Here is a 24,929-nt window from a genome sequence, read left to right on the forward strand (position 1 = left end):
CGCGATGAAAAGAAAACTATTCTGGATTTGTGCAGTGGCTATGGGGATGAGTGCGTTCCCCTCTTTCATGACGCAGGCGACGCCAGCAACGCAACCACTGATCAATGCTGAGCCAGCTGTAGCCGCCCAGACGGAACAAAATCCGCAGGTGGGGCAAGTGATGCCGGGCGTGCAGGGCGCTGATGCGCCAGTCGTGGCGCAGAACGGTCCTTCGCGTGATGTGAAGCTGACCTTTGCGCAAATTGCGCCGCCGCCGGGCAGCATGGTGCTACGTGGCATTAACCCGAACGGCAGCATTGAGTTTGGTATGCGCAGCGATGAAGTGGTGACGAAGGCGATGCTCAACCTCGAATACACGCCATCGCCATCGTTACTGCCTGTCCAGTCGCAGTTAAAGGTTTATCTCAATGATGAGCTGATGGGCGTGCTGCCAGTGACCAAAGAACAGTTGGGTAAAAAAACGCTGGCGCAAATGCCCATTAACCCACTGTTTATTACCGACTTCAACCGTGTGCGGCTGGAGTTTGTCGGCCATTATCAGGACGTGTGCGAAAACCCGGCCAGCACCACGCTTTGGCTGGATGTTGGGCGGAGCAGTGGACTGGATCTGACCTATCAGACCCTGAATGTGAAGAATGACCTGTCACACTTCCCGGTGCCATTCTTTGACCCGCGCGATAACCGTACTAACACCTTGCCGATGGTCTTTGCGGGTGCGCCGGATGTTGGGCTGCAACAAGCCTCTGCCATTGTCGCCTCGTGGTTTGGTTCGCGTTCTGGCTGGCGTGGGCAGAACTTCCCGGTGCTCTATAACCAACTGCCGGATCGTAATGCCATTGTCTTTGCAACCAACGACAAACGGCCGGACTTCCTGCGCGATCATCCGGCGGTAAAAGCCCCTGTGATTGAGATGATTAACCATCCGCAGAATCCTTACGTCAAACTGCTGGTGGTGTTTGGTCGTGACGACAAAGACCTGTTGCAGGCAGCGAAAGGTATCGCTCAGGGTAACATTCTGTTCCGTGGTGAAAGCGTGGTAGTGAATGAAGTGAAACCGCTGCTACCGCGTAAGCCGTACGATGCGCCGAACTGGGTACGTACCGATCGTCCGGTCACATTTGGCGAACTGAAAACCTATGAAGAACAGTTACAATCCAGCGGTCTTGAGCCAGCAGCGATTAACGTTTCGCTAAACCTGCCGCCGGATCTCTACCTGATGCGCAGTACCGGCATTGATATGGATATTAATTACCGCTACACCATGCCGCCGGTGAAAGACAGTTCGCGGATGGATATCAGCCTGAATAACCAGTTCCTGCAATCCTTCAACCTGAGCAGCAAACAGGAGGCGAACCGCCTGCTGCTGCGGATTCCGGTATTACAAGGTTTGCTGGATGGCAAAACAGATGTCTCTATTCCGGCGCTGAAACTGGGCGCGACCAACCAGCTGCGCTTCGACTTTGAGTATATGAACCCGATGCCGGGCGGTTCGGTGGATAACTGTATTACGTTCCAGCCGGTGCAGAATCATGTGGTGATTGGTGACGACTCCACCATCGACTTCTCGAAGTATTACCACTTCATCCCGATGCCGGATCTACGCGCCTTTGCTAACGCGGGCTTCCCATTCAGCCGGATGGCGGATCTGTCGCAAACCATCACCGTGATGCCGAAAGCGCCTAACGAAGCACAGATGGAAACGTTGCTGAATACTGTTGGTTTTATCGGCGCACAGACGGGCTTCCCGGCGATTAATCTGACGGTGACCGATGATGGCAGCACCATTCAGGGCAAAGATGCCGACATCATGATCATCGGTGGTATCCCGGACAAACTGAAAGACGATAAGCAGATCGACCTATTGGTGCAGGCGACCGAAAGCTGGGTGAAAACACCGATGCGCCAGACCCCGTTCCCCGGCATTGTGCCGGACGAGAGCGATCGCGCGGCAGAAACCCAGTCAACGCTGACCTCTTCCGGTGCGATGGCGGCGGTGATTGGCTTCCAGTCGCCGTATAACGACCAGCGCAGCGTGATTGCGCTGCTGGCAGATAGCCCACGCGGTTATGAAATGCTTAACGATGCGGTGAACGATAGCGGCAAACGCGCCACCATGTTCGGTTCGGTCGCGGTGATCCGCGAGTCCGGTATCAACAGCCTACGTGTTGGCGACGTTTATTACGTAGGTCATCTGCCGTGGTTCGAGCGCTTGTGGTATGCGCTGGCAAACCATCCGATTCTGCTGGCGGTGCTGACGGCTATCAGTGTGATATTGCTGGCATGGGTACTGTGGCGTCTGCTGCGAATTATTAGTCGTCGTCGTCTTAACCCGGATAACGAGTAATTGAAGATGAATGTGTTGCGTAGTGGAATCGTGACGATGCTGCTGTTGGCTGCCTTTAGTGTTCAGGCAGCCTGTACCTGGCCTGCCTGGGAGCAGTTTAAAAAGGATTACATCAGTCAGGAAGGGCGCGTCATCGACCCCAGCGACGCGCGCAAAATCACCACCTCCGAAGGGCAAAGTTACGGTATGTTCTTTGCCCTGGCGGCTAACGACCGTGTAGCTTTCGATAATATTCTCGACTGGACGCAGAACAATCTCGCTCAGGGTTCTTTAAAAGAACGTTTGCCCGCCTGGCTGTGGGGCAAGAAAGAGAACAGTAAGTGGGAAGTGCTGGACAGCAATTCGGCCTCCGATGGTGATGTCTGGATGGCCTGGTCGTTGCTGGAGGCGGGGCGTTTGTGGAAAGAGCAGCGTTATACCGACATCGGCAGCGCGTTGCTAAAACGTATCGCGCGGGAGGAAGTGGTGACGGTGCCTGGGCTGGGTTCCATGTTGTTACCGGGCAAAGTGGGTTTTGCTGAGGATAACAGCTGGCGTTTTAACCCCAGCTACCTGCCGCCGACGCTGGCGCAGTATTTCACCCGCTTTGGCGCGCCGTGGACCACGCTGCGCGAAACCAATCAACGTTTATTGCTGGAAACCGCCCCGAAAGGTTTTTCGCCAGACTGGGTGCGCTATGAGAAAGACAAAGGCTGGCAGCTAAAAGCCGAAAAAACATTGATCAGCAGCTACGACGCTATCCGCGTTTACATGTGGGTAGGCATGATGCCTGACAGCGATCCGCAAAAAGCGCGGATGCTCAACCGGTTTAAACCGATGGCGACATTCACTGAGAAAAACGGTTATCCGCCGGAAAAAGTGGATGTGGCTACGGGGAAAGCGCAGGGTAAAGGACCGGTCGGTTTTTCTGCCGCCATGCTGCCCTTTTTACAAAACCGCGATGCGCAGGCCGTTCAGCGCCAGCGCGTGGCCGATAACTTTCCCGGCAGCGATGCCTATTACAACTATGTGCTGACCCTGTTTGGACAAGGCTGGGATCAACACCGTTTCCGCTTCTCGACAAAAGGTGAGTTATTACCTGACTGGGGCCAGGAATGCGCAAATTCACACTAAACATATTCACGCTTTCCCTCGGTCTGGCCGTCATGCCGATGGTCGAGGCAGCACCAACCGCTCAGCAACAGTTGCTGGAGCAAGTTCGGTTAGGCGAAGCGACCCATCGTGAAGATCTGGTGCAACAGTCGTTATATCGGCTGGAACTTATTGATCCGAATAACCCGGACGTCGTTGCCGCCCGTTTCCGTTCTTTGTTACGTCAGGGCGATATTGATGGCGCGCAAAAACAGCTCGATCGGCTGTCGCAGTTAGCGCCGAGTTCAAATGCGTATAAATCGTCGCGGACTACGATGCTACTTTCCACGCCGGATGGTCGTCAGGCACTGCAACAGGCACGATTGCAGGCGACGACCGGTCATGCAGAAGAAGCTGTGGCGAGTTACAACAAACTGTTCAACGGTGCGCCGCCGGAAGGTGACATTGCTGTCGAGTACTGGAGTACGGTGGCGAAAATTCCGGCTCGCCGTGGCGAAGCGATTAATCAGTTAAAACGCATCAATGCGGATGCACCGGGCAATACGGGCCTGCAAAACAATCTGGCGCTATTGCTGTTTAGTAGCGATCGCCGTGACGAAGGTTTTGCCGTCCTGGAACAGATGGCAAAATCGAACGCCGGGCGCGAAGGGGCCTCTAAAATCTGGTACGGGCAGATTAAAGACATGCCCGTCAGTGATGCCAGTGTGTCGGCGCTGAAAAAATATCTCTCGATCTTTAGTGATGGCGATAGCGTGGCGGCTGCGCAATCGCAACTGGCAGAACAGCAAAAACAGCTGGCCGATCCTGCTTTCCGCGCTCGTGCGCAAGGTTTAGCGGCGGTGGACTCTGGTATGGCGGGTAAAGCCATTCCCGAACTACAACAGGCGGTGCGGGCGAACCCGAAAGACAGTGAAGCTCTGGGGGCGCTGGGCCAGGCGTATTCTCAGAAAGGCGATCGCGCCAATGCAGTGGCGAATCTGGAAAAAGCCCTCGCACTGGACCCGCACAGCAGCAACAACGACAAATGGAACAGTCTGCTGAAAGTAAACCGCTACTGGCTGGCGATCCAGCAGGGCGATGCTGCGCTGAAAGCCAATAATCCTGACCGGGCAGAACGCCTGTTCCAGCAGGCGCGTAATGTCGATAACACCGACAGTTATGCAGTGCTGGGGCTGGGCGATGTGGCGATGGCGCGAAAAGATTATCCCGCCGCCGAACGTTATTATCAGCAGACCTTGCGTATGGACAGCGGCAACACTAACGCCGTGCGCGGGCTGGCAAATATTTACCGCCAGCAATCGCCAGAAAAAGCTGAAGCGTTTATCGCCTCGCTCTCTGCCAGTCAGCGGCGTAGCATTGATGATATCGAACGCAGCCTGCAAAACGACCGTCTGGCACAGCAGGCAGAGGCACTGGAAAACCAGGGCAAATGGGCGCAGGCGGCAGCACTTCAGCGGCAACGACTGGCGCTGGACCCCGGCAGCGTATGGATTACTTACCGACTTTCGCAGGATCTCTGGCAGGCCGGACAACGCAGCCAGGCCGATACGTTAATGCGCAATCTGGCGCAGCAGAAGCCGAACGACCCGGAGCAGGTTTACGCTTACGGGCTGTACCTCTCTGGTCATGACCAGGACAGAGCGGCGCTGGCGCATATCAACAGCCTGCCGCGCGCGCAGTGGAACAGCAATATTCAGGAGCTGGTTAATCGACTGCAAAGCGATCAGGTGCTGGAAACCGCTAATCGCCTGCGAGAAAGCGGCAAAGAAGCTGAAGCGGAAGCGATGCTGCGTCAGCAACCACCTTCCACGCGTATTGACCTCACGCTGGCTGACTGGGCGCAGCAGCGACGTGATTACACCGCCGCCCGCGCTGCATATCAGAATGTCCTGACGCGGGAGCCAACTAACGCCGATGCCATTCTGGGGCTGACGGAAGTGGATATTGCTGCCGGTGACACAGCGGCGGCACGTAGCCAGCTGGCGAAACTGCCCGCTACCGATAACGCCTCGCTGAACACACAGCGGCGCGTGGCGCTGGCGCAGGCGCAGCTTGGAGATACCGCAGCGGCGCAGCAGACGTTTAATAAGTTGATCCCGCAGGCAAAATCTCAGCCACCGTCGATGGAAAGCGCGATGGTGCTGCGCGACGGTGCGAAGTTTGAAGCGCAGGCGGGCGATCCAAAGCAGGCGCTGGAAACCTACAAAGACGCCATGGTCGCATCCGGTGTGACTACGACGCGTCCGCAGGATAACGACACATTCACCCGACTGACCCGTAACGACGAGAAAGATGACTGGCTGAAACGCGGCGTGCGCAGCGATGCGGCGGACCTCTATCGCCAGCAGGATCTTAACGTCACCCTTGAGCACGATTACTGGGGTTCGAGCGGCACCGGTGGTTACTCCGATCTGAAAGCGCACACTACCATGTTGCAGGTGGATGCGCCGTATTCTGACGGGCGGATGTTCTTTCGCAGTGATTTCGTCAATATGAACGTCGGCAGTTTCTCCACTAATGCCGATGGCAAATGGGATGACAACTGGGGCACCTGTACATTACAGGACTGTAGCGGCAACCGCAGCCAGTCGGATTCCGGTGCCAGCGTGGCGGTCGGCTGGCGAAATGACGTCTGGAGCTGGGATATCGGTACCACGCCGATGGGCTTCAACGTGGTGGATGTGGTCGGCGGCATCAGTTACAGCGATGATATCGGGCCGCGGGCTTACACGGTTGACGCCCACCGTCGGCCCATCTCCAGTTCTTTGCTGGCCTTTGGTGGGCAAAAAGACTCCCCGAGCAATACCGGGAAAAAATGGGGTGGCGTACGTGCCGACGGTGTGGGGCTAAGTCTGAGCTACGATAAAGGTGAAGCAAACGGCGTCTGGGCATCGCTTAGTGGCGACCAGTTAACCGGTAAAAATGTCGAAGATAACTGGCGCGTGCGCTGGATGACGGGCTATTACTATAAGGTCATTAACCAGAACAATCGCCGCGTCACAATCGGCCTGAACAACATGATCTGGCATTACGACAAAGATCTGAGTGGCTACTCACTCGGTCAGGGCGGTTACTACAGTCCGCAGGAATACCTGTCGTTTGCCATACCGGTGATGTGGCGGGAGCGCACGGAAAACTGGTCGTGGGAGCTGGGGGCGTCTGGCTCGTGGTCGCATTCACGCACCAAAACCATGCCGCGTTATCCGCTGATGAATCTGATCCCGACCGACTGGCAGGAAGAAGCTGCGCGGCAATCCAACGATGGCGGCAGCAGTCAGGGCTTCGGCTACACGGCGCGGGCATTACTTGAACGACGTGTTACTTCCAACTGGTTTGTTGGCACGGCAATTGATATCCAGCAGGCGAAAGATTACGCACCCAGCCATTTCCTGCTCTACGTACGTTATTCCGCCGCCGGATGGCAGGGTGACATGGATTTACCGCCGCAGCCGCTGATACCTTACGCCGACTGGTAAGTTTTCAGATAGCGCCTCTCTTAATGCCGCTGCGATCGGGTATACTCGGGCGGCAATCTGGGATTTCCGGGGGGAGACAATTTGCGCGTAAGTCGCTCGTTAACAATCAAGCAGATGGCAATGGTGGCAGCCGTTGTCCTGGTGTTCGTTTTTATTTTTTGCACCGTTTTGCTGTTCCATCTGGTCCAACAGAATCGCTATAACACGGCTACGCAACTGGAAAGCATTGCTCGCTCTGTCCGCGAACCCTTATCTTCAGCTATTTTGAAAGGCGATATTCCCGAAGCGGAAGCTATTCTTGCCAGCATTAAACCGGCAGGCGTGGTCAGCCGTGCCGATGTAGTGCTGCCTAACCAGTTCCAGGCGCTGCGTAAAAGTTTTATTCCAGAGCGCCCGGTGCCGGTAATGGTTACTCGCCTGTTTGAGCTACCGGTTCAAATCTCGCTGGGCGTTTACTCGCTCGAACGTCCGGCAAACCCGCAGCCAATTGCCTATCTGGTACTACAGGCGGATTCCTTCCGTATGTATAAGTTCGTGATGAGCACCCTCTCAACGTTAGTGACCATTTACTTACTTTTGTCGCTTATCCTGACCGTCGCCATCAGCTGGTGCATTAACCGCCTGATTTTGCATCCGTTACGCAATATTGCTCGCGAACTTAACGCCATCCCAGCCCAGGAGCTTGTTGGTCACCAACTGGCATTACCGCGTCTGCATCAGGACGATGAAATCGGTATGTTGGTGCGCAGTTACAACCTCAACCAGCAATTGCTGCAGCGCCATTATGAAGAACAGAACGAAAATGCGATGCGCTTCCCGGTGTCGGATTTGCCGAACAAAGCCTTGCTGATGGAGATGCTGGAGCAGGTTGTCGCGCGTAAACAAACCACCGCGCTGATGATCATCACCTGTGAAACCCTGCGTGATACTGCGGGCGTGCTGAAAGAGGCGCAACGAGAAATTCTGCTGCTGACGCTGGTGGAAAAACTCAAATCGGTACTGTCGCCACGTATGATCCTCGCGCAGATTAGCGGTTATGACTTTGCTGTCATTGCCAACGGTGTACAGGAACCGTGGCACGCAATCACCTTAGGTCAGCAAGTGCTCACTATCATGAGCGAGCGCCTGCCGATTGAACGTATTCAACTCCGTCCGCACTGTAGCATTGGCGTGGCGATGTTCTACGGCGATCTCACCGCCGAACAGCTTTACAGTCGCGCTATTTCTGCGGCATTTACCGCTCGCCATAAAGGCAAGAATCAGATTCAGTTCTTTGATCCGCAGCAGATGGAAGCCGCCCAGAAGCGGTTGACGGAAGAGAGCGATATCCTTAATGCACTGGAAAATCATCAGTTTGCAATTTGGTTACAGCCACAGGTCGAGATGACCAGCGGTAAACTGGTCAGTGCGGAAGTGTTACTGCGTATCCAGCAACCGGATGGCAGTTGGGACCTGCCGGATGGCTTAATCGATCGCATTGAGTGCTGTGGGCTGATGGTTACCGTCGGTCACTGGGTGCTGGAAGAGTCCTGTCGATTGCTTGCAGCCTGGCAAGAGCGCGGCATTATGCTGCCCTTGTCGGTAAACCTCTCTGCGCTGCAACTGATGCACCCAAATATGGTGGCGGATATGCTGGAACTGTTAACCCGCTATCGCATTCAGCCGGGAACACTGATTCTGGAAGTGACAGAAAGCCGACGTATTGACGACCCTCATGCTGCGGTGGCAATCCTCCGTCCGCTGCGCAATGCCGGAGTTCGGGTGGCGCTGGATGATTTCGGCATGGGCTACGCAGGGCTGCGTCAGCTGCAGCATATGAAATCGTTGCCAATCGACGTACTGAAAATCGACAAAATGTTTGTTGAAGGCTTGCCGGAAGATAGCAGCATGATTGCTGCAATTATCATGCTGGCGCAGAGCCTGAACTTACAAATGATTGCCGAAGGCGTGGAGACTGAAGCACAACGCGACTGGCTGGCAAAAGCGGGCGTTGGTATTGCCCAGGGCTTCCTTTTTGCTCGCCCACTCCCTATTGAAATCTTCGAAGAGAGTTACCTGGAAGAAAAGTAGCTACCCCAAACTGATTACAAAACTTTAAAAAGTGCTGGTTTGTGCGAGCCAGCTCAAACTTTTTAACCTTTTTGTTTCAATTATGATCCAGGTACATTTCTGTGATGTTGTCTGGGTGTTATTTTAAGGCCGCAGGTACCCCATAACCTTACAAGACCTGTGGTTTTACTAAAGGACACCCTATGAAAACCTCTCTGTTTAAAAGCCTTTACTTTCAGGTCCTGACAGCGATAGCCATTGGTATTCTCCTTGGCCATTTCTATCCTGAAATAGGCGAGCAAATGAAACCGCTTGGCGACGGCTTCGTTAAGCTCATTAAGATGATCATCGCTCCTGTCATCTTTTGTACCGTCGTAACGGGCATTGCGGGCATGGAAAGCATGAAGGCGGTCGGTCGTACCGGCGCAGTCGCACTGCTTTACTTTGAAATTGTCAGTACCATCGCGCTGATTATTGGTCTTATCATCGTTAACGTCGTGCAGCCTGGTGCCGGAATGAACGTCGATCCGGCAACGCTTGATGCGAAAGCGGTAGCGGTTTACGCCGATCAGGCGAAAGACCAGGGCATTGTCGCCTTCATTATGGATGTCATCCCGGCGAGCGTCATTGGCGCATTTGCCAGCGGTAACATTCTGCAGGTGCTGCTGTTTGCCGTACTGTTTGGTTTTGCGCTCCACCGTCTGGGCAGCAAAGGCCAACTGATTTTTAACGTCATCGAAAGTTTCTCGCAGGTCATCTTCGGCATCATCAATATGATCATGCGTCTGGCGCCTATTGGTGCGTTCGGGGCAATGGCGTTTACCATCGGTAAATACGGCGTCGGCACACTGGTGCAACTGGGGCAGCTGATTATCTGTTTCTACATTACCTGTATCCTGTTTGTGGTGCTGGTATTGGGTTCAATCGCTAAAGCGACTGGTTTCAGTATCTTCAAATTTATCCGCTACATCCGTGAAGAACTGCTGATTGTACTGGGGACTTCATCTTCCGAGTCGGCGCTGCCGCGTATGCTCGACAAGATGGAGAAACTCGGCTGCCGCAAATCGGTGGTGGGGCTGGTCATCCCGACAGGCTACTCGTTTAACCTTGATGGCACATCGATATACCTGACAATGGCGGCGGTGTTTATCGCCCAGGCCACTAACAGTCAGATGGATATCGTCCACCAAATCACGCTGTTAATCGTGTTGCTGCTTTCTTCTAAAGGGGCGGCAGGGGTAACGGGTAGTGGCTTTATCGTGCTGGCGGCGACGCTCTCTGCGGTGGGCCATTTGCCGGTAGCGGGTCTGGCGCTGATCCTCGGTATCGACCGCTTTATGTCAGAAGCTCGTGCGCTGACTAACCTGGTCGGTAACGGCGTAGCGACCATTGTCGTTGCTAAGTGGGTGAAAGAACTGGACCACAAAAAACTGGACGATGTGCTGAATAATCGTGCGCCGGATGGCAAAACGCACGAATTATCCTCTTAATCTCATCACTTATGCCCGCACTCCCTTCCCCGAGTGCGGGTGTTTGCGCATAATTGACCCCTGTGCCTGAACTTACCACCTGGGTGAGTTCAGGTTTATTTCACTTCTTCCGTGACATTTTCATGTTCTTGCGGTCTAACACGAAGTGTTTTTAACGTCATTTAGACTGACCGACAACGGGCAGTTTTTTTATTACCAGGATAGTTGATCAGGGGTTCACATGCAGGGCACAAAAATTCGACTTTTAGCGGGCGGTTTGCTGATGATGGCCACTGCTGGCTATGTGCAGGCAGATGCGCTCCAGCCTGATCCAGCATGGCAACAGGGGACGCTTTCCAACGGTTTACAGTGGCAAGTGCTGACCACCCCCCAGCGTCCCAGCGATCGTGTTGAAATTCGCCTGCTGGTTAATACCGGTTCGCTCGCCGAAAGTACACAACAGAGCGGTTACAGTCACGCCATCCCTCGTATTGCGCTAACGCAAAGCGGTGGCCTTGACGCAGCACAGGCGCGTTCATTGTGGCAGCAGGGGATCGACCCTAAACGCCCGATGCCGCCGGTAATTGTCTCGTATGACACTACGCTGTTTAATCTGAGTTTGCCCAATAACCGTAACGATTTGCTGAAAGAGGCGCTCTCTTACCTGGCAAATGCCACTGGCAAACTGACTATCACGCCAGAAACCATCAGCCACGCGCTGCAAAGTCAGGACATGGTGGCAACCTGGCCTGCCGATACTAAAGAGGGCTGGTGGCGTTATCGTCTGAAAGGATCAACCTTGTTAGGTCACGATCCTGCCGATCCGCTGAAACAACCCGTTGAAGCGGAAAAAATTAAAGATTTCTATCAGAAATGGTACACCCCGGATGCAATGACGCTACTGGTGGTGGGAAACGTGGATGCGCGCTCGGTTGTCGACCAAATAAACAAAACGTTTGGCGAACTGAAAGGCAAACGTGAAACGCCAGCTCCGGTGCCGACGCTTTCTCCGCTGCGTGCGGAAGCGGTGAGTATTATGACTGACGCGGTGCGTCAGGACCGGTTATCTATCATGTGGGATACGCCGTGGCAGCCGATTCGTGAATCAGCCGCACTGCTGCGCTACTGGCGTGCGGACCTGGCCCGCGAGGCGCTGTTCTGGCATGTTCAGCAAGCGTTAAGCGCCAGTAACAGCAAAGACATCGGTCTTGGATTTGACTGCCGTGTGCTGTATCTGCGTGCGCAGTGTGCCATCAACATCGAATCACCAAACGACAAGCTGAACAGCAACCTTAATCTGGTGGCGCGTGAACTGGCGAAGGTTCGCGATAAAGGTCTGCCGGAAGAAGAGTTCAATGCGTTAGTGGCGCAAAAGAAACTGGAGCTGCAGAAACTGTTTGCCGCCTATGCGCGGGCTGATACCGATATTCTGATGGGTCAGCGGATGCGTTCGTTGCAAAATCAGGTCGTCGATATCGCGCCGGAGCAGTATCAGAAACTGCGGCAGGATTTCCTTAACAGCCTGACGGTGGAGATGTTAAATCAGGATCTGCGTCAGCAGTTGTCGAATGATATGGCGTTAATACTGCTGCAGCCGAAAGGCGAGCCGGAATTTAACATGAAAGCGTTGCAGGCGGCCTGGGATCAAATCATGGCCCCATCGACTGCTGCTGCCGCCACCTCTGTCGCCACGGATGACGTACATCCTGAAGTGACGGATATTCCACCTGCACAGTAATGCCTGATGGTGATGAGTTAGCACAACCATCAGGTATTTATGGATGAGCTGGATAGAGGGGTAACACTTTATCCAGCCTTTTGCATATGCTGCGTTTACGCTGGCATCGCCTCACGCGGGATAATCGCGCCGCGATACTGAATAACGGTACTTGCGGTCAGGTGCCCGCGTTTCGCCGCGTTTTCCGCACTGCCGCCCGTCAAACGTACCGCCAGATAACCGGCGCTGAAAGAGTCGCCAGCTGCGGTGGTATCGATCACTTTTTCTTTCGGCAGTTTCACCGCCGGAACATCCACTAACCCTTCGCCAGCAATGGACACCAGGCAAGAATCCGCCCCGCGTTTCACCACCACTTCTTTCACGCCCGCGTTATGGGTGCGCGCAATGACGTCTTCCACCGGCTGTTGACCCCACAGCGCGTCTTCATCGTCCAGCGTCAGGAAGGCGATATCCGTGCATTCCAGCATTTGTTGGTACACCTGCTGTGTCTCTTCTTTGCTGGCCCACAGGCGCGGACGATAGTTATTGTCGAAAATCACTTTTCCGCCGTTGGCGCGGCATTCGCGCAGCAGGGAAAGCAGCTTTTCGCGGCTGGTCGGGCTTAAGATCGCCAGGCTAATCCCGCTCAGGTAGAGATAATCGAAATTCGCCAGCTCTTCGCAAATCGCCGCAGACTGCTCACTCTCCAGCCAGAATTTGGCGGCGGCTTCGTTCCGCCAGTAGTAGAACGTACGCTCGCCGGTGCTGTCGGTTTCAATGTAGTAAAGGCCCGGCAGACGGTTTTCCATCCGTTGGGTCAGGGAAGTATCAACGTTCTCGCCGTGCCAGGCGTCCAGCATTTGCTGGCTAAAACTGTCCGTTCCCAGCGCCGTTACGTAATGAACGGTTAATGCCGCAGGATCGACCTGACGGGCGATATAGACGGAAGTGTTCAGGGTATCGCCGCCGAAACCGCGCTTAACGTCCGCGCCTTTCTCGGAAAGCTCAATCATGCATTCGCCAATCACGGCAATCTTTTTGGACATAGTCGTGAACCTGATCTGTAAAAAATTAGCGTTAGTTTGCGCTGTGGTGGTTTGCTGGTCAACCATATTAAAACAGTGTTCCATTATTTTTTTGAGCCAGAACGTATTCCTGAAAGATTCCGTTGTGGAGTGAGGAAATTTACCCCGGCCAGGCGGTAAAGTTCTGCCCTTGCGCGCCGATAATCTTTGTCGAGTCCGGGCAGCATCACTTTTAAACACAGGACATCTTTGATGATAAGGCAGGTTATCCAGCGAATAAGCAACCCTGAAGCAAGCATCGAGAGCTTGCAGGAACGGCGTTTTTGGTTGCAGTGTGAGCGTGCTTACACCTGGCAGCCGATCTATCAAACATGCGGACGGTTAATGGCCGTGGAGCTATTAACGGTGGTCACGCATCCCTTGAACCCTTCGCAACGCCTGCCGCCGGATCGCTATTTTACTGAAATCACCGTCAGCCATCGGATGGAGGTTGTGAAAGAGCAGATTGATTTGCTGGCGCAAAAAGCCGACTTCTTTATAGAGCACGGCCTGCTGGCATCGGTCAATATTGATGGCCCTACGCTCATCGCCCTGCGTCAGCAACCAAAAATCCTGCGCCAGATTGAGCGTCTTCCCTGGCTGCGTTTCGAACTGGTGGAGCATATCCGTCTGCCGAAAGATTCAACCTTTGCCTCGATGTGTGAATTTGGCCCGCTGTGGCTGGATGATTTTGGTACCGGGATGGCAAATTTCTCTGCGCTAAGTGAAGTGCGTTATGACTACATCAAAATCGCGCGAGAGCTGTTCGTGATGCTGCGTCAGTCGCCGGAAGGCCGCACACTCTTTTCTCAGCTTTTACATCTAATGAATCGCTATTGTCGCGGGGTGATTGTCGAGGGCGTAGAAACACCGGAAGAGTGGCGTGATGTTCAGAACTCGCCCGCATTCGCCGCACAAGGCTGGTTTCTTTCACGCCCGGCACCGATAGAAACGCTGAATACGGCGGTTCTGGCGCTATAAGCTGCCTCATTTTCCGCCTGGCTGGACTATCTTTAGGACTGGCACAGGAAGAATATGAGGAAGCGAACGATGAGCAAGGCAGGCAAAATAACCGCTGCGATTTCAGGGGCTTTCTTGTTGTTGATTGTCGTGGCGATCATTTTGATTGCAACTTTTGACTGGAATCGACTCAAACCGACCATCAACCAGAAAGTCTCTGCGGAGTTGAATCGTCCGTTCGCTATCCGTGGCGATCTGGGCGTGGTGTGGGAGCGGCAAAAACAAGAAACTGGCTGGCGCAGCTGGGTGCCGTGGCCCCATGTACACGCGGAAGACATCATTCTTGGCAATCCACCGGATATTCCCGAAGTCACGATGGTGCATTTGCCACGCGTAGAGGCAACGCTGGCCCCGCTGGCGCTGCTGACCAAAACGGTCTGGCTGCCGTGGATCAAGCTCGAAAAGCCCGACGCGCGCCTGATTCGCCTCTCCGAAAAGAACAATAACTGGACGTTTAATCTCGCCAACGATGATAACAAAGACGCGAATGCAAAGCCGTCGGCATGGTCGTTTCGGCTGGATAATATTCTTTTCGATCAAGGGCGGATCGCCATTGATGACAAAGTAAGCAAAGCGGATCTGGAGATTTTTGTTGATCCGTTAGGCAAGCCGCTGCCGTTCAGCGAAGTTACTGGATCGAAAGGTAAAGCGGATAAAGAAAAGGTGGGCGATTACGTTTTTGGCCTGAAGGCGCAGGGACGTTATAACGGTGAACCGCTCACGGGTACGGGAAAAATAGGCGGTATGCTGGCGCTGCGTGGCGAAGGGACGCCGTTTCCGGTACAGGCTGATTTCCGCTCTGGTAACACCCGTGTTGCTTTTGATGGCGTCGTGAATGACCCAATGAAGATGGGCGGTGTCGATTTACGGCTTAAATTTTCTGGCGATTCACTGGGTGATCTCTATGAACTGACGGGCGTTCTGCTGCCCGATACCCCGCCGTTTGAAACGGATGGTCGGCTGGTAGCGAAAATCGACACTGAAAAATCGTCGGTCTTTGATTATCGCGGTTTTAATGGGCGAATTGGCGATAGCGATATCCACGGTTCTCTGGTCTACACCACCGGAAAGCCACGACCAAAACTGGAAGGTGATGTCGAGTCGCGGCAATTGCGGCTGGCGGACCTGGGACCGTTAATTGGCGTTGACTCCGGGAAAGGGGCAGAAAAGTCGAAACGGTCTGAACAGAAGAAGGGCGAAAAAAGCGTTCAGCCTGCGGGCAAAGTGCTGCCTTATGACCGCTTCGAAACCGATAAATGGGACGTTATGGATGCCGATGTTCGCTTCAAAGGGCGGCGCATTGAGCATGGCAGTAGCCTGCCGATTAGCGATCTTTCTACTCATATCATCCTCAAAAATGCTGACCTGCGCCTGCAACTGCTGAAATTTGGCATGGCGGGCGGCAGCATTGCGGCGAATATCCATCTGGAAGGCGATAAAAAGCCGATGCAGGGGCGGGCAGATATTCAGGCTCGTCGACTGAAACTGAAAGAACTGATGCCCGATGTGGAACTGATGCAGAAGACGCTGGGGGAAATGAACGGTGACGCGGAACTACGCGGTAGCGGTAACTCGGTGGCGGCGCTTTTAGGCAACAGTAACGGCAACCTGAAACTGTTGATGAATGACGGGCTGGTGAGCCGCAACCTGATGGAGATTGTTGGGCTGAATGTCGGCAACTACATTGTCGGTGCGATATTTGGTGACGATGAGGTGCGGGTGAACTGCGCGGCGGCGAATCTGAATATTGCCAACGGCGTGGCGCGCCCGCAGATTTTTGCTTTCGATACTGAGAACGCGTTGATTAATGTTACCGGCACGGCAAGTTTTGCTTCGGAACAGCTGGATTTGACTATTGATCCGGAGAGTAAAGGGATTCGGATTATCACACTGCGTTCGCCGCTGTATGTGCGTGGGACGTTTAAAAATCCGCAGGCTGGGGTGAAAGCCGGGCCGTTGATTGCCCGTGGTGCTGTTGCTGCGGCACTGGCAACGCTGGTAACACCGGCGGCGGCGTTACTGGCACTGATCTCACCTTCCGAAGGGGAGGCTAATCAGTGTCGGACGATATTGTCGCAGATGAAGAAGTGATGAGGTTGGATTGTGTTTGCTGGTGAGTTCGGGAGCAGCGTGTTCCCCTCACCCTAACCCTCTCCCCAAAGGGGCGAGGGGACTGTTTTGTGCGTGTTGAAACAACGAGTACCGCTTTTCCGTTCACTTTCTGGGGGAGGGCTGTTATGTTCGCGATATAACATCTCGCTCCGCTTTTCTCCCTCTCCCTTTCAGGGAGAGGGCTGGGGTGAGGGTGGCTGCCCACACGATACTTACAACGACTGATGTCGCGTCTCATGGGTCAGCAGCAGGGCGATTAACGTCAAGCCAGCCATCGCCGCCAGATATAACCCCACCGCACCTAACCCGTAGTTAGTCTGCAACCAGGCTGCGATATACGGCGCAACGGAAGCCCCGAGAATCGACGCTACGTTGTAAGAGAACGATGCTCCGGTGTAACGCACTTCTGTTGGGAACAGCTCTGGTAACAGCGCGCCCATCGGCCCGAAGGTCAGCCCCATCAGACTTAACCCCAGCAGCAGGAAGGCAAAAACCAGAATCGGGTTGCCAGAACCGAGCAGCGGGTTAAAGGCGAACAGCGCGAACAGGATGATCAGCGTGGTGATAATTACCATGCTTTTACGGCGACCAAAGGCATCAGCCAGTAATCCGGCGACTGGCACCATCACGCCAAAACCAATAACTGCCATCATCAGCATCCACAACACTTCGTTACGCGGCAGGCCAAGCCCAACTGGCGCGGCGGCGGTACTGAAGGTCATAGAGTAGACCGTCATGATGTAAAACAGCGTATAGGTTGCCAGCATAATGAACGTACCCAGTACGGTTACGCGAACATGTTTGGTCAGCAGCGTACCCAGCGGGATCTTCACCTGTTTTTTCGCTTTAGCGACTTTCTCAAACACCGGCGACTCATGCAGCGACACGCGAACATACAGGCCGATAATGACCAGCACCGCCGAGAAGATAAATGGCACACGCCAGCCCCAGCTCATAAACTGCTCGTCGGTCAGTAGCCAGGAAAGCAGCAAGAAAGTGCCGTTGGCAAAGAAGAAGCCAATCGGTGCGCCCAGCTGTGGGAAGGAGCCATACAGTGCACGTTTGCGCGGTGGGGCGTTTTCAGTCGCCAGCAGCGCCGCGCCGCCCCATTCACCGCCTAAGCCCAGACCCTGACCAAATCGAGCCAGCGCCAGCAGCAGCGGGGCGAAAATACCAATCGTGGCATAGCCCGGCAGCAGACCAATCACCACGGTCGAAATCCCCATCGTTAGCAACGAGGCGACCAGCGTCGCTTTACGCCCAACGCGATCGCCAAAATGACCAAAAACGGCAGAGCCAATGGGGCGCGCGACGAAGGCGATGGCGAAGGTGGCGAGCGACTGTAGCGTTGCTGCCGTTGGATCGCCCTGCGGGAAGAAGATATGCGGAAACACAATAACGGCCGCAGTGGCGTAAATGTAAAAGTCGAAGAACTCAATGGCCGTGCCAATGAGAGAGGCGACAAGGACTTTATTACGCGAGTTGATTGGCGTGTATTCTTGCTCGTGGTCGAGTGTTGTGGCTGTTGCTTGCATAATCTTTTCTTATTTTTTGGCTAACGAATAGCCATATTACGCACAGCAAAAGTGATATTTCAATGTGTAACAAATCGCGGAAATGGTCAAAAACCAGGCAAAAAGGGGATAATGTTTAGGCCAGTGATTTTTCTTCTATGAAATGCTTCACATAATTTTATAAATAGTGGATAAAACTGGTTTCAGGTTAAATAAAAGTTACCAACTGGATTTATATGCTGGGGTTATGAGTTGGAATGAAATTGTTTGCTCCCAAATAGATGGCTGAAGAGGCTCTGGGGAAGAGTTTCAAGAGGTTATGTGCGCATTATAGCCGGATGCGATGCTGGCGCATCTTATCCGGCCTACGGGGAGCCAGGCCGAATAAAATCGTATGCCGGATAAGGCGTTTACGCCGCATCCGGCCTATTTTAAGGCTGCGTTTTCCCTGGCATTCGCGGGTCGTCTTTATATTCGGCGGTGGCAATCCACGCCGCGCAAAACAGCGTCAAACGGGCGAAGAAGTAGAAAAATGCCATCAGCCCCAGCACGGAACCAAATGCTGCGCCAGAGGGGGATTTCATCAGCGATGGCAAGGTGTAAGTCATCACGATTTTAATCACTTCAAAACCAATAGCAGCCAGAAATGTTCCGCGAATCAGGGCTTTTTTGCGCGGACGGTGGCGCGGCAACCGCCAGAAGATCCAGAAGAAAAGCAGATAGTTGGCGAAGATGGAAATCGCCAGGCCAATCAACCGCCACGTCGGTTTCAGCCACTCAATGCTGTTCAGGTGCAGGGCGCTAATAATCATTTGCTGCGCCGAACCGGCAACCGAGGTGATCGACAGCGTCACAATCAGCGCAATTAACAAACCAATCAGTGAAATAAAATCACGCAGATATTTTACCCAGAACTTCTCCTGATCTTGCGGCGAGCGTTCCCAGACATCGCGCGACTGGGCACGAATCGCTTCACGCAGGTTACCCATCCAGTTGATGCCAGAATAAAGCGCCACCGCCAGGCCGACAAGCCCTACAGTCGTACGCTGCTGAACGGCGGTGTTGATGGTGTTTTTCAACGTGGCGGCTAGCGTCGGATCGCTGATGTTTTGCAGAATTTTGTCGAAGATATCCTGTAGCAACATCGGATGGGAGGCCAGCACAAAGCCCCCTGCGGCAAACGACACCATCAAAATCGGGATCATCGATAAAAATGAGAAATAGGTGATAGCCGCACCAAACTGGTTACCCAGCCGATCGTTAAAGCGTTCTGTCGCGCGAATCAGGTGCGCAATAACCGGTTGGCGTTGGACTTTTTCGGCAGTAGTGGTGACGGTTTCCAGCGCCTGGCTAACTTTGCCGCCTTTCTCGCTATTATCCAACTGCTTAATCGGCTCGTGCTCCAGATCCTGGGTGGGACGTTTGATCTCGTTTTCCTGCGTCATCCGCTCTTTTGTCCTTCTGTCGTGGTCATTCTTAAAAAGTATAGTCGGTCAGTCCAGGTGCTCTTTCATTACGCCAGCCAGCCACTGCATAAACAGGTTTACACGCCGGGAAAGCTCCCGACGCTGCGGGTAAACCAGCGAAAGGGAGAGCGGCTCGGCACGGTAGCCTGGCAACACTTCAATAAGCCGCCCGGCACGCAGGGCTTCGCGCACGGCAATGCGCGGGATCTGAATAATCCCCAGACCGGCAAGACCGGCGGCGAGATAGTTTTCGCTACTGTTTACCGTCAACATGCCGCCAGACTTAAACCACTGGACGCCATTAACGCTGGCAACCTCAAAACCTAACGGATGTACACCCAGGTGCGGTGTATAACGCACTATTGCGTGTGAAGTCAGATCATCGGGGCTTTGCGGATAACCAAAGCGCGTCAGATAGTGCGGACTGGCACAGTTGACCATGGTCAGTTTGCCGAGGGGACGGGCGATAACGCCATCTTCCGGTAACGCGCCAGTGCGTATCACGCAATCAAAACCATCATGAAGAATATCTACCGGACGGTCATGGCTACTCAGTTCCAGCTCAATTCCCGGATGCAGATAGAGAAATTCCGACAGGCGCGGCAGTAACAGGCTTTTCGCGATTCCTGGCGGGATGTCGATGCGTAATTTACCGCTGATACTGGTGGCATCCTGTTGAAAGAGACCGTCCAGTTCGCTGAGATTACTCAACACATCTTTTGCTCGTTGATAATAGGTCATGCCTTCTGGCGTGAGTTTGACCCGTCGCGTGGTGCGCTGGAGAAGCTGGGTGCCAAGTTGATGTTCCAGTGCCTGTATCTGGCGCGAAACACTTCCTTTTGGCAAAGCAAAGAAATCCGCCGCGCGGGAAAAACTTTCCAGCTCCGCGACTTTGATGAACAACTGCATTGCGTGAATTTTATCCATTTCTTTGACCGATTGTTGTTCACAGCGAAACAGTAACGCGCATATCGCATTGTTTATTGTTTTTTCTAACATCTAATGCCGGGTTTCACAATGTTGTCATGACGAATGTGGCGATTTCTCAGCAGGAAAAGGGCGGAATAGCTTTCTGAGAAAGGTGAATCCCCCTAAACAGAGCGTATTTTTCAGCGATTCCCTTTAAAGTGAATAGAGGACGTGTTGGCTATTTGTGCTTATTTTTGTCTCATTGCCGTTTGTTATTTTTGCTTGTGGTCGCGGAGTTTCATTTTTAATTGCATGCGTACTAACCACCAATATAAGGAAATCCTCAAAATTGTTTTAAATAGTGCCCTCGACATGTAATTTCAGGCGTTTAGCTGTAACTATTTATATCGGTAACTATTTTCTACGCGTCATCTCTGTAGAATGGCCACCGCCAAATGGCGAATTCTTATTTTTTCTCGCGGGTAATACCCTTCCACTACTTAAGTCTTTTTAACGTATTCAGGTGGAGATTCAGTTATGCAAATAGTCATGTTTGACAGGCAGTCAATATTTATTCATGGAATGAAAATCAGTTTACAGCAGCGTATTCCAGGAGTGAATATTCAGGGGGCCAGTCAGGCAGACGAGTTATGGCAAAAGCTGGAAAGTTACCCTGAAGCCTTAGTTATGCTCGATGGCGATCAGGATGGTGAGTTTTGCTACTGGTTGCTGCAAAAAACCGTGGTGCAGTTTCCTGAGGTTAAGGTGTTAATCACGGCGACGGATTGCAATAAACGGTGGTTACAGGAAGTTATTCATTTTAATGTGCTGGCCATTGTGCCTCGTGATTCAACCGTCGAGACATTTGCGTTGGCGGTAAATAGTGCGGCGATGGGGATGATGTTTCTGCCTGGAGACTGGCGGACGACGCCGGAAAAGGACATTAAAGATCTCAAATCGTTAAGCGCCCGCCAGCGGGAGATTTTAACCATGTTAGCGGCGGGCGAATCAAATAAGGAGATCGGCAGAGCGCTGAATATCAGTACCGGAACGGTAAAAGCGCATCTGGAATCCCTGTATCGCCGTCTGGAAGTGAAAAATCGCACCCAGGCGGCAATGATGTTAAATATCTCCTCCTGAAGAGGATAATTTTACAGCCAGCAGGAAGTTAGCGGCTGGCTGTAAAAATATTATGGTTCGCCGTACAAACCAATTAAACGGCGTACCACACCGTTAGTCCAGCCAAACCCATCCTGCAACGGATACTCGCCACCGCCGCCTTCGCGGGGAACACCATCGGCAATATGGTATTTCTCGATCATTTTGTGCTGTTCCAGATAGAACTGATTCACCGTTTTCAGCCAGCTGCGCGCGATTTCATCACCCAGAAGGTCATCGCCATACATTTTAAATCCCTGAATTGCCATCCATTGTAACGGTGCCCAGCCATTGGGTTTATCCCACTGTTCACCGGTTTCGTACTCGCTTGCCAGAATCCCGCCAGGTGTCAGTAACCGGCTGCGTACGGCGTTTGCCAGACGATCGGCCTGTTCATGGTTCGCCATGCCGACATAGAGCGGCACAATGGCGGCAGCGGAAAACAGCGCCAGTTGTTCGCGTCGCCAGTCGTAATCGCGGTAGATGCCGTTTTCATCATCCCAGAGGTAACGGTTTACCGCATCGCGACGGGCACTGGCCTTCTGGCGGAACAGCGCTTCTGTCTCTTTCTCGCCTTTCAGCGCCGAGATGTTGGCGATGGCGCTCTCCAGTTTAAACAGGAAGGCATTCAGATCGATGGGGATGAACTGGGTGGTACGAATGCTCGCCAGACGACCAGTATCACGCAGCCAACGGGAAGAGTAATCCCAACCTGAGGCCGCTCCCGCGCGTAAATCGCGGTACACCTCGTTGGGCGGGCGACCAGAATGTTTCGCGGTTTCAACGTCCTCAAGCCAGGATTCGTCACGCGGCGTGTCGCGATCGTCCCAATAACGGTTGAGCAGCGATCCGTCCGGCATCCGCACAACATGGCGATAGGCCTGATTAGGGATCAACGATTCTGCACCGTCCATCCAGAAGGCATATTCCATTTTAAGGTGGTCGAGATAGCGGCGCGCACCGCGTACACCATCTTCTTCAAACAACTCCACCATCAGCGCAAAAACCGGTGGTTGCGATCGGCTCAAATAATAGGTGCGGTTGCCGTTGGGGATGTGACCATAGTTTTCGATCATCCAGGCGAAGTTATCGGCCATGCATTTCAGCAAATCTTCCCGACCACTTTCCGCCAGCCCCAGCATGGTGAAATAGGAATCCCAATAGTAGGTTTCGCTAAAACGGCCGCCCGGGACAATATATGACTGCGGTAGCGCCAGCAGAGAAGACCACGGAATGTGATCCTGTGGTTCGCGGGTTAGCACCGGCCACAGCTGGTCGATATGCTCTTTCAGGGAATTTTGCGGGTCCGATACATACTCGCTGGAGTAGACCTCCGGCAGCCAGAAGTGATTTTCAACAAACTTGCGCAAGTCAAAATCACGATGACGGCGCACTTTACGGTAGCGGATTAAAATATCCAGCGGGTCCATTTTGGGTGCGCAGTCGGGAAAGGTTTTACTGTCGGGGAAAATTTTCGCCGACTGAACATGCTCGAACAGTTCGAGATAGCGATCGGCAGGCGTTAGCGCATCAGAGGCGGGCAGCCCTTCAATCATCTCGGGTTCCGGTTCTGCCTCGATCATCTCATCCAGTTTTAATTCATACGGGTCCAGCTCATAGCAGAGATCGACTTCGATCATCAGTTCGTCTGGATTAGGGTTTTGAATTTTCTGATTGAGCATAAGGATCCAACCTCCGAAATTCGTCGCTAATTATCGGGCTTTTCTTTAAGGGTAGTCATTCGCTCCGCCTGGTGGGCGACAAAGCGTGCGGTGGATCACGTTTATTAACCTGTCAAAAAATATAACGCACTAATATCCATGGAATTTATAAAAATACGGATTTCGTGTTGTTTTTCATTTTCAGAACATTCAATCCTGCTCTCGCCGCAATCATGATATGCCATTCCTGATCTGGGTAATAGGCACAGGCTATCTTATTGATAGTTTATATTCATGTAATTGATTGATTCCTATCAAAAAGCGTATCTCCCTGTTTTTTATGATGGCTTTGTCTCGCAGAGACGTTTGCAGCATTCTGGAAAATTTTCTGGGTCACAATAACTCACCACCGTGAGGGAAGAATAATGAAAATGGTCTCACGTATTACCGCGATCGGCCTGGCTGGCGTCGCGATTTGCTATTTAGGGTTATCTGGTTATGTGTGGTACGACGATAATAAACGCAGTAAACAGGCCGATGTTCAGGCATCTGCTGTCAGTGAAAATAATAAGGTTTTAGGCTTTCTCCGCGAAAAAGGATGCGACTATTGCCACACACCTTCGGCAGAATTACCCGCCTATTATTATATTCCTGGCGCGAAACAGTTGATGGATTACGACATTAAGCTTGGATATAAATCTTTTAACCTCGAGGCCGTGCGTGCGGCACTGCTGGCTGATAAACCCGTTTCGCAAAGCGATCTGAATAAGATTGAATGGGTGATGCAGTATGAAACTATGCCACCAACGCGTTATACCGCGCTACACTGGGCGGGTAAGGTGAGTGATGAAGAGCGGGCGGAAATACTGGCCTGGATTGCAAAACAGCGCGCGGAATATTACGCCAGCAATGATACTGCTCCGGAGCATCGCAATGAACCGGTGCAGCCCATCCCGCAAAAACTGCCTACCGATGCGCAAAAAGTGGCGTTGGGCTTTGCGCTGTATCACGATCCCCGTTTATCGGCTGATAGCACCATTTCATGCGCTCATTGCCATGCGTTGAATGCGGGGGGCGTCGATGGCAGAAAAACATCGATTGGTGTTGGTGGCGCAGTTGGGCCGATTAACGCGCCGACGGTATTTAACTCAGTATTTAACGTTGAGCAGTTCTGGGATGGTCGTGCGGCAACATTGCAGGATCAGGCAGGTGGACCGCCGTTGAACCCGATTGAAATGGCGTCGAAATCCTGGGACGAAATTATTGCTAAGCTGGAAAAAGATCCGCAGCTTAAAGCGCAGTTCCTCGAAGTTTATCCGCAAGGTTTCAGTGGCGAAAATATTACTGATGCCATTGCTGAATTTGAGAAAACATTAATTACGCCGGATTCCCCATTTGATAAATGGTTGCGTGGAGATGAAAATGCGCTGACGGCGCAACAGAAAAAAGGCTATCAATTATTTAAAGATAATAAATGTGCAACTTGTCATGGTGGTATTATTCTCGGCGGACGTTCCTTTGAACCGTTGGGGCTGAAAAAAGACTTTAACTTTGGGGAAATTACGGCGGCGGATATTGGTCGTATGAATGTGACTAAAGAAGAGCGTGATAAATTGCGTCAGAAAGTACCCGGTTTACGTAACGTTGCTTTAACGGCACCGTACTTCCATCGCGGTGACGTGCCGACGCTGGACGGGGCGGTGAAACTGATGCTGCGCTATCAGGTAGGCAAAGAGCTGCCGCAGGAGGATGTGGATGATATCGTAGCTTTCCTGCACAGTCTGAACGGGGTGTACACGCCGTATATGCAGGATAAACAATAATTAATTTGATCGCCCGAACAGGAATGTTTGGGCGATTTTTATTACGATAATAAAG

At 52.9% G+C, this 24,929-nt stretch carries 15 protein-coding genes; 10 read left to right on the top strand and 5 right to left on the bottom strand.

Translation table 11 applies throughout. The features are described 5' to 3' along the window. The first annotated feature begins 4 nt into the window (after positions 1-4). From bcsB to QZF50_RS06785, 6 genes are all read left to right on the top strand, one after another. Entirely contained in the window at positions 5-2,344 is a 2,340-nt protein-coding gene (bcsB, locus tag QZF50_RS06760; RefSeq protein WP_001748969.1) for a cellulose biosynthesis cyclic di-GMP-binding regulatory protein BcsB, read from the top strand. Between the two features lie 6 nt (positions 2,345-2,350). Further along, entirely contained in the window at positions 2,351-3,457 is a 1,107-nt protein-coding gene (gene bcsZ / locus QZF50_RS06765; RefSeq protein ID WP_001307453.1) for a cellulose synthase complex periplasmic endoglucanase BcsZ, read from the top strand. After that, entirely contained in the window at positions 3,439-6,912 is a 3,474-nt protein-coding gene (gene bcsC, locus QZF50_RS06770; protein ID WP_290388837.1) for a cellulose synthase complex outer membrane protein BcsC, read from the top strand. Before bcsZ ends, bcsC begins: the two co-directional genes overlap by 19 nt. A gap of 81 nt (positions 6,913-6,993) precedes the next feature. Then, entirely contained in the window at positions 6,994-8,982 is a 1,989-nt protein-coding gene (gene hmsP, locus QZF50_RS06775) for a biofilm formation regulator HmsP (protein WP_001266306.1), read from the top strand. Between the two features lie 182 nt (positions 8,983-9,164). Continuing rightward, complete coding sequence (gene dctA / locus QZF50_RS06780) at positions 9,165-10,451, top strand: C4-dicarboxylate transporter DctC (RefSeq protein ID WP_000858214.1); 1,287 nt, start codon at positions 9,165-9,167, stop codon at positions 10,449-10,451. Between the two features lie 220 nt (positions 10,452-10,671). Continuing rightward, positions 10,672-12,168, top strand: coding sequence for a pitrilysin family protein (locus QZF50_RS06785; RefSeq protein WP_001163149.1), 1,497 nt, complete (start codon positions 10,672-10,674; stop codon positions 12,166-12,168). A gap of 95 nt (positions 12,169-12,263) precedes the next feature. Here QZF50_RS06785 and kdgK read toward each other — a convergent pair whose 3' ends face one another. After that, complete coding sequence (gene kdgK / locus QZF50_RS06790; protein WP_001296796.1) at positions 12,264-13,193, bottom strand: 2-dehydro-3-deoxygluconokinase; 930 nt, start codon at positions 13,191-13,193, stop codon at positions 12,264-12,266. Between the two features lie 231 nt (positions 13,194-13,424). Between kdgK and pdeH the strand changes: the two genes are divergently transcribed. Together pdeH and QZF50_RS06800 are read left to right on the top strand one after the other, a co-directional pair. Further along, positions 13,425-14,192, top strand: coding sequence for a cyclic-guanylate-specific phosphodiesterase (gene pdeH / locus QZF50_RS06795; RefSeq protein WP_001295219.1), 768 nt, complete (start codon positions 13,425-13,427; stop codon positions 14,190-14,192). Positions 14,193-14,261: 69 nt separating this feature from the next. After that, positions 14,262-16,322, top strand: coding sequence for an AsmA family protein (locus tag QZF50_RS06800; RefSeq protein WP_077899903.1), 2,061 nt, complete (start codon positions 14,262-14,264; stop codon positions 16,320-16,322). 233 nt (positions 16,323-16,555) lie between these two features. Here QZF50_RS06800 and QZF50_RS06805 read toward each other — a convergent pair whose 3' ends face one another. From QZF50_RS06805 to QZF50_RS06815, 3 genes are all read right to left on the bottom strand, one after another. Then, positions 16,556-17,878, bottom strand: a complete 1,323-nt coding sequence (locus QZF50_RS06805) for an MFS transporter (RefSeq protein WP_001149003.1) — start codon at positions 17,876-17,878, stop codon at positions 16,556-16,558. 410 nt (positions 17,879-18,288) lie between these two features. After that, a complete protein-coding gene (gene yhjD / locus QZF50_RS06810; protein ID WP_000191257.1) occupies positions 18,289-19,302 on the bottom strand; it encodes an inner membrane protein YhjD in 1,014 nt (337 codons plus the stop codon). Positions 19,303-19,350: 48 nt separating this feature from the next. Then, positions 19,351-20,250 carry a LysR family transcriptional regulator gene (locus QZF50_RS06815; RefSeq protein ID WP_001307449.1) on the bottom strand — a complete coding sequence of 300 codons (900 nt, stop codon included), beginning with the start codon at positions 20,248-20,250 and terminating at the stop codon, positions 19,351-19,353. Positions 20,251-20,769: 519 nt separating this feature from the next. On the opposite strand from QZF50_RS06815, the gene QZF50_RS06820 reads away from it, so the two are divergent. Then, positions 20,770-21,372, top strand: coding sequence for a response regulator transcription factor (locus tag QZF50_RS06820; RefSeq protein WP_001472478.1), 603 nt, complete (start codon positions 20,770-20,772; stop codon positions 21,370-21,372). A gap of 50 nt (positions 21,373-21,422) precedes the next feature. On the opposite strand, the gene QZF50_RS06825 is transcribed toward QZF50_RS06820, so the two are convergent. Then, a complete protein-coding gene (locus QZF50_RS06825) occupies positions 21,423-23,072 on the bottom strand; it encodes an alpha,alpha-trehalase (protein WP_000934218.1) in 1,650 nt (549 codons plus the stop codon). 404 nt (positions 23,073-23,476) lie between these two features. Here QZF50_RS06825 and ccp point away from each other — a divergent pair, with 404 nt between their 5' ends. After that, a complete protein-coding gene (gene ccp, locus QZF50_RS06830) occupies positions 23,477-24,874 on the top strand; it encodes a cytochrome c peroxidase (RefSeq protein ID WP_000784805.1) in 1,398 nt (465 codons plus the stop codon). The last annotated feature ends 55 nt before the right edge of the window (positions 24,875-24,929 follow it).

Origin of the sequence: uncultured Escherichia sp., assembly GCF_948475835.1 — a bacterium.
Classification (GTDB): domain Bacteria; phylum Pseudomonadota; class Gammaproteobacteria; order Enterobacterales; family Enterobacteriaceae; genus ECMA0423.

Coding starts and splice junctions, on each gene's coding strand:
- bcsB (WP_001748969.1), top strand. CDS start 5: ATGAAAAGAAAACTATTCTGGATTTGTGCAGTGGCTATGGGGATGAGT.
- bcsZ (WP_001307453.1), top strand. CDS start 2,351: ATGAATGTGTTGCGTAGTGGAATCGTGACGATGCTGCTGTTGGCTGCC.
- bcsC (WP_290388837.1), top strand. CDS start 3,439: ATGCGCAAATTCACACTAAACATATTCACGCTTTCCCTCGGTCTGGCC.
- dctA (WP_000858214.1), top strand. CDS start 9,165: ATGAAAACCTCTCTGTTTAAAAGCCTTTACTTTCAGGTCCTGACAGCG.
- QZF50_RS06785 (WP_001163149.1), top strand. CDS start 10,672: ATGCAGGGCACAAAAATTCGACTTTTAGCGGGCGGTTTGCTGATGATG.
- kdgK (WP_001296796.1), bottom strand. CDS start 13,193: ATGTCCAAAAAGATTGCCGTGATTGGCGAATGCATGATTGAGCTTTCC.
- pdeH (WP_001295219.1), top strand. CDS start 13,425: ATGATAAGGCAGGTTATCCAGCGAATAAGCAACCCTGAAGCAAGCATC.
- QZF50_RS06800 (WP_077899903.1), top strand. CDS start 14,262: ATGAGCAAGGCAGGCAAAATAACCGCTGCGATTTCAGGGGCTTTCTTG.
- QZF50_RS06805 (WP_001149003.1), bottom strand. CDS start 17,878: ATGCAAGCAACAGCCACAACACTCGACCACGAGCAAGAATACACGCCA.
- yhjD (WP_000191257.1), bottom strand. CDS start 19,302: ATGACGCAGGAAAACGAGATCAAACGTCCCACCCAGGATCTGGAGCAC.
- QZF50_RS06815 (WP_001307449.1), bottom strand. CDS start 20,250: ATGGATAAAATTCACGCAATGCAGTTGTTCATCAAAGTCGCGGAGCTG.
- QZF50_RS06820 (WP_001472478.1), top strand. CDS start 20,770: ATGCAAATAGTCATGTTTGACAGGCAGTCAATATTTATTCATGGAATG.
- QZF50_RS06825 (WP_000934218.1), bottom strand. CDS start 23,072: ATGCTCAATCAGAAAATTCAAAACCCTAATCCAGACGAACTGATGATC.
- ccp (WP_000784805.1), top strand. CDS start 23,477: ATGAAAATGGTCTCACGTATTACCGCGATCGGCCTGGCTGGCGTCGCG.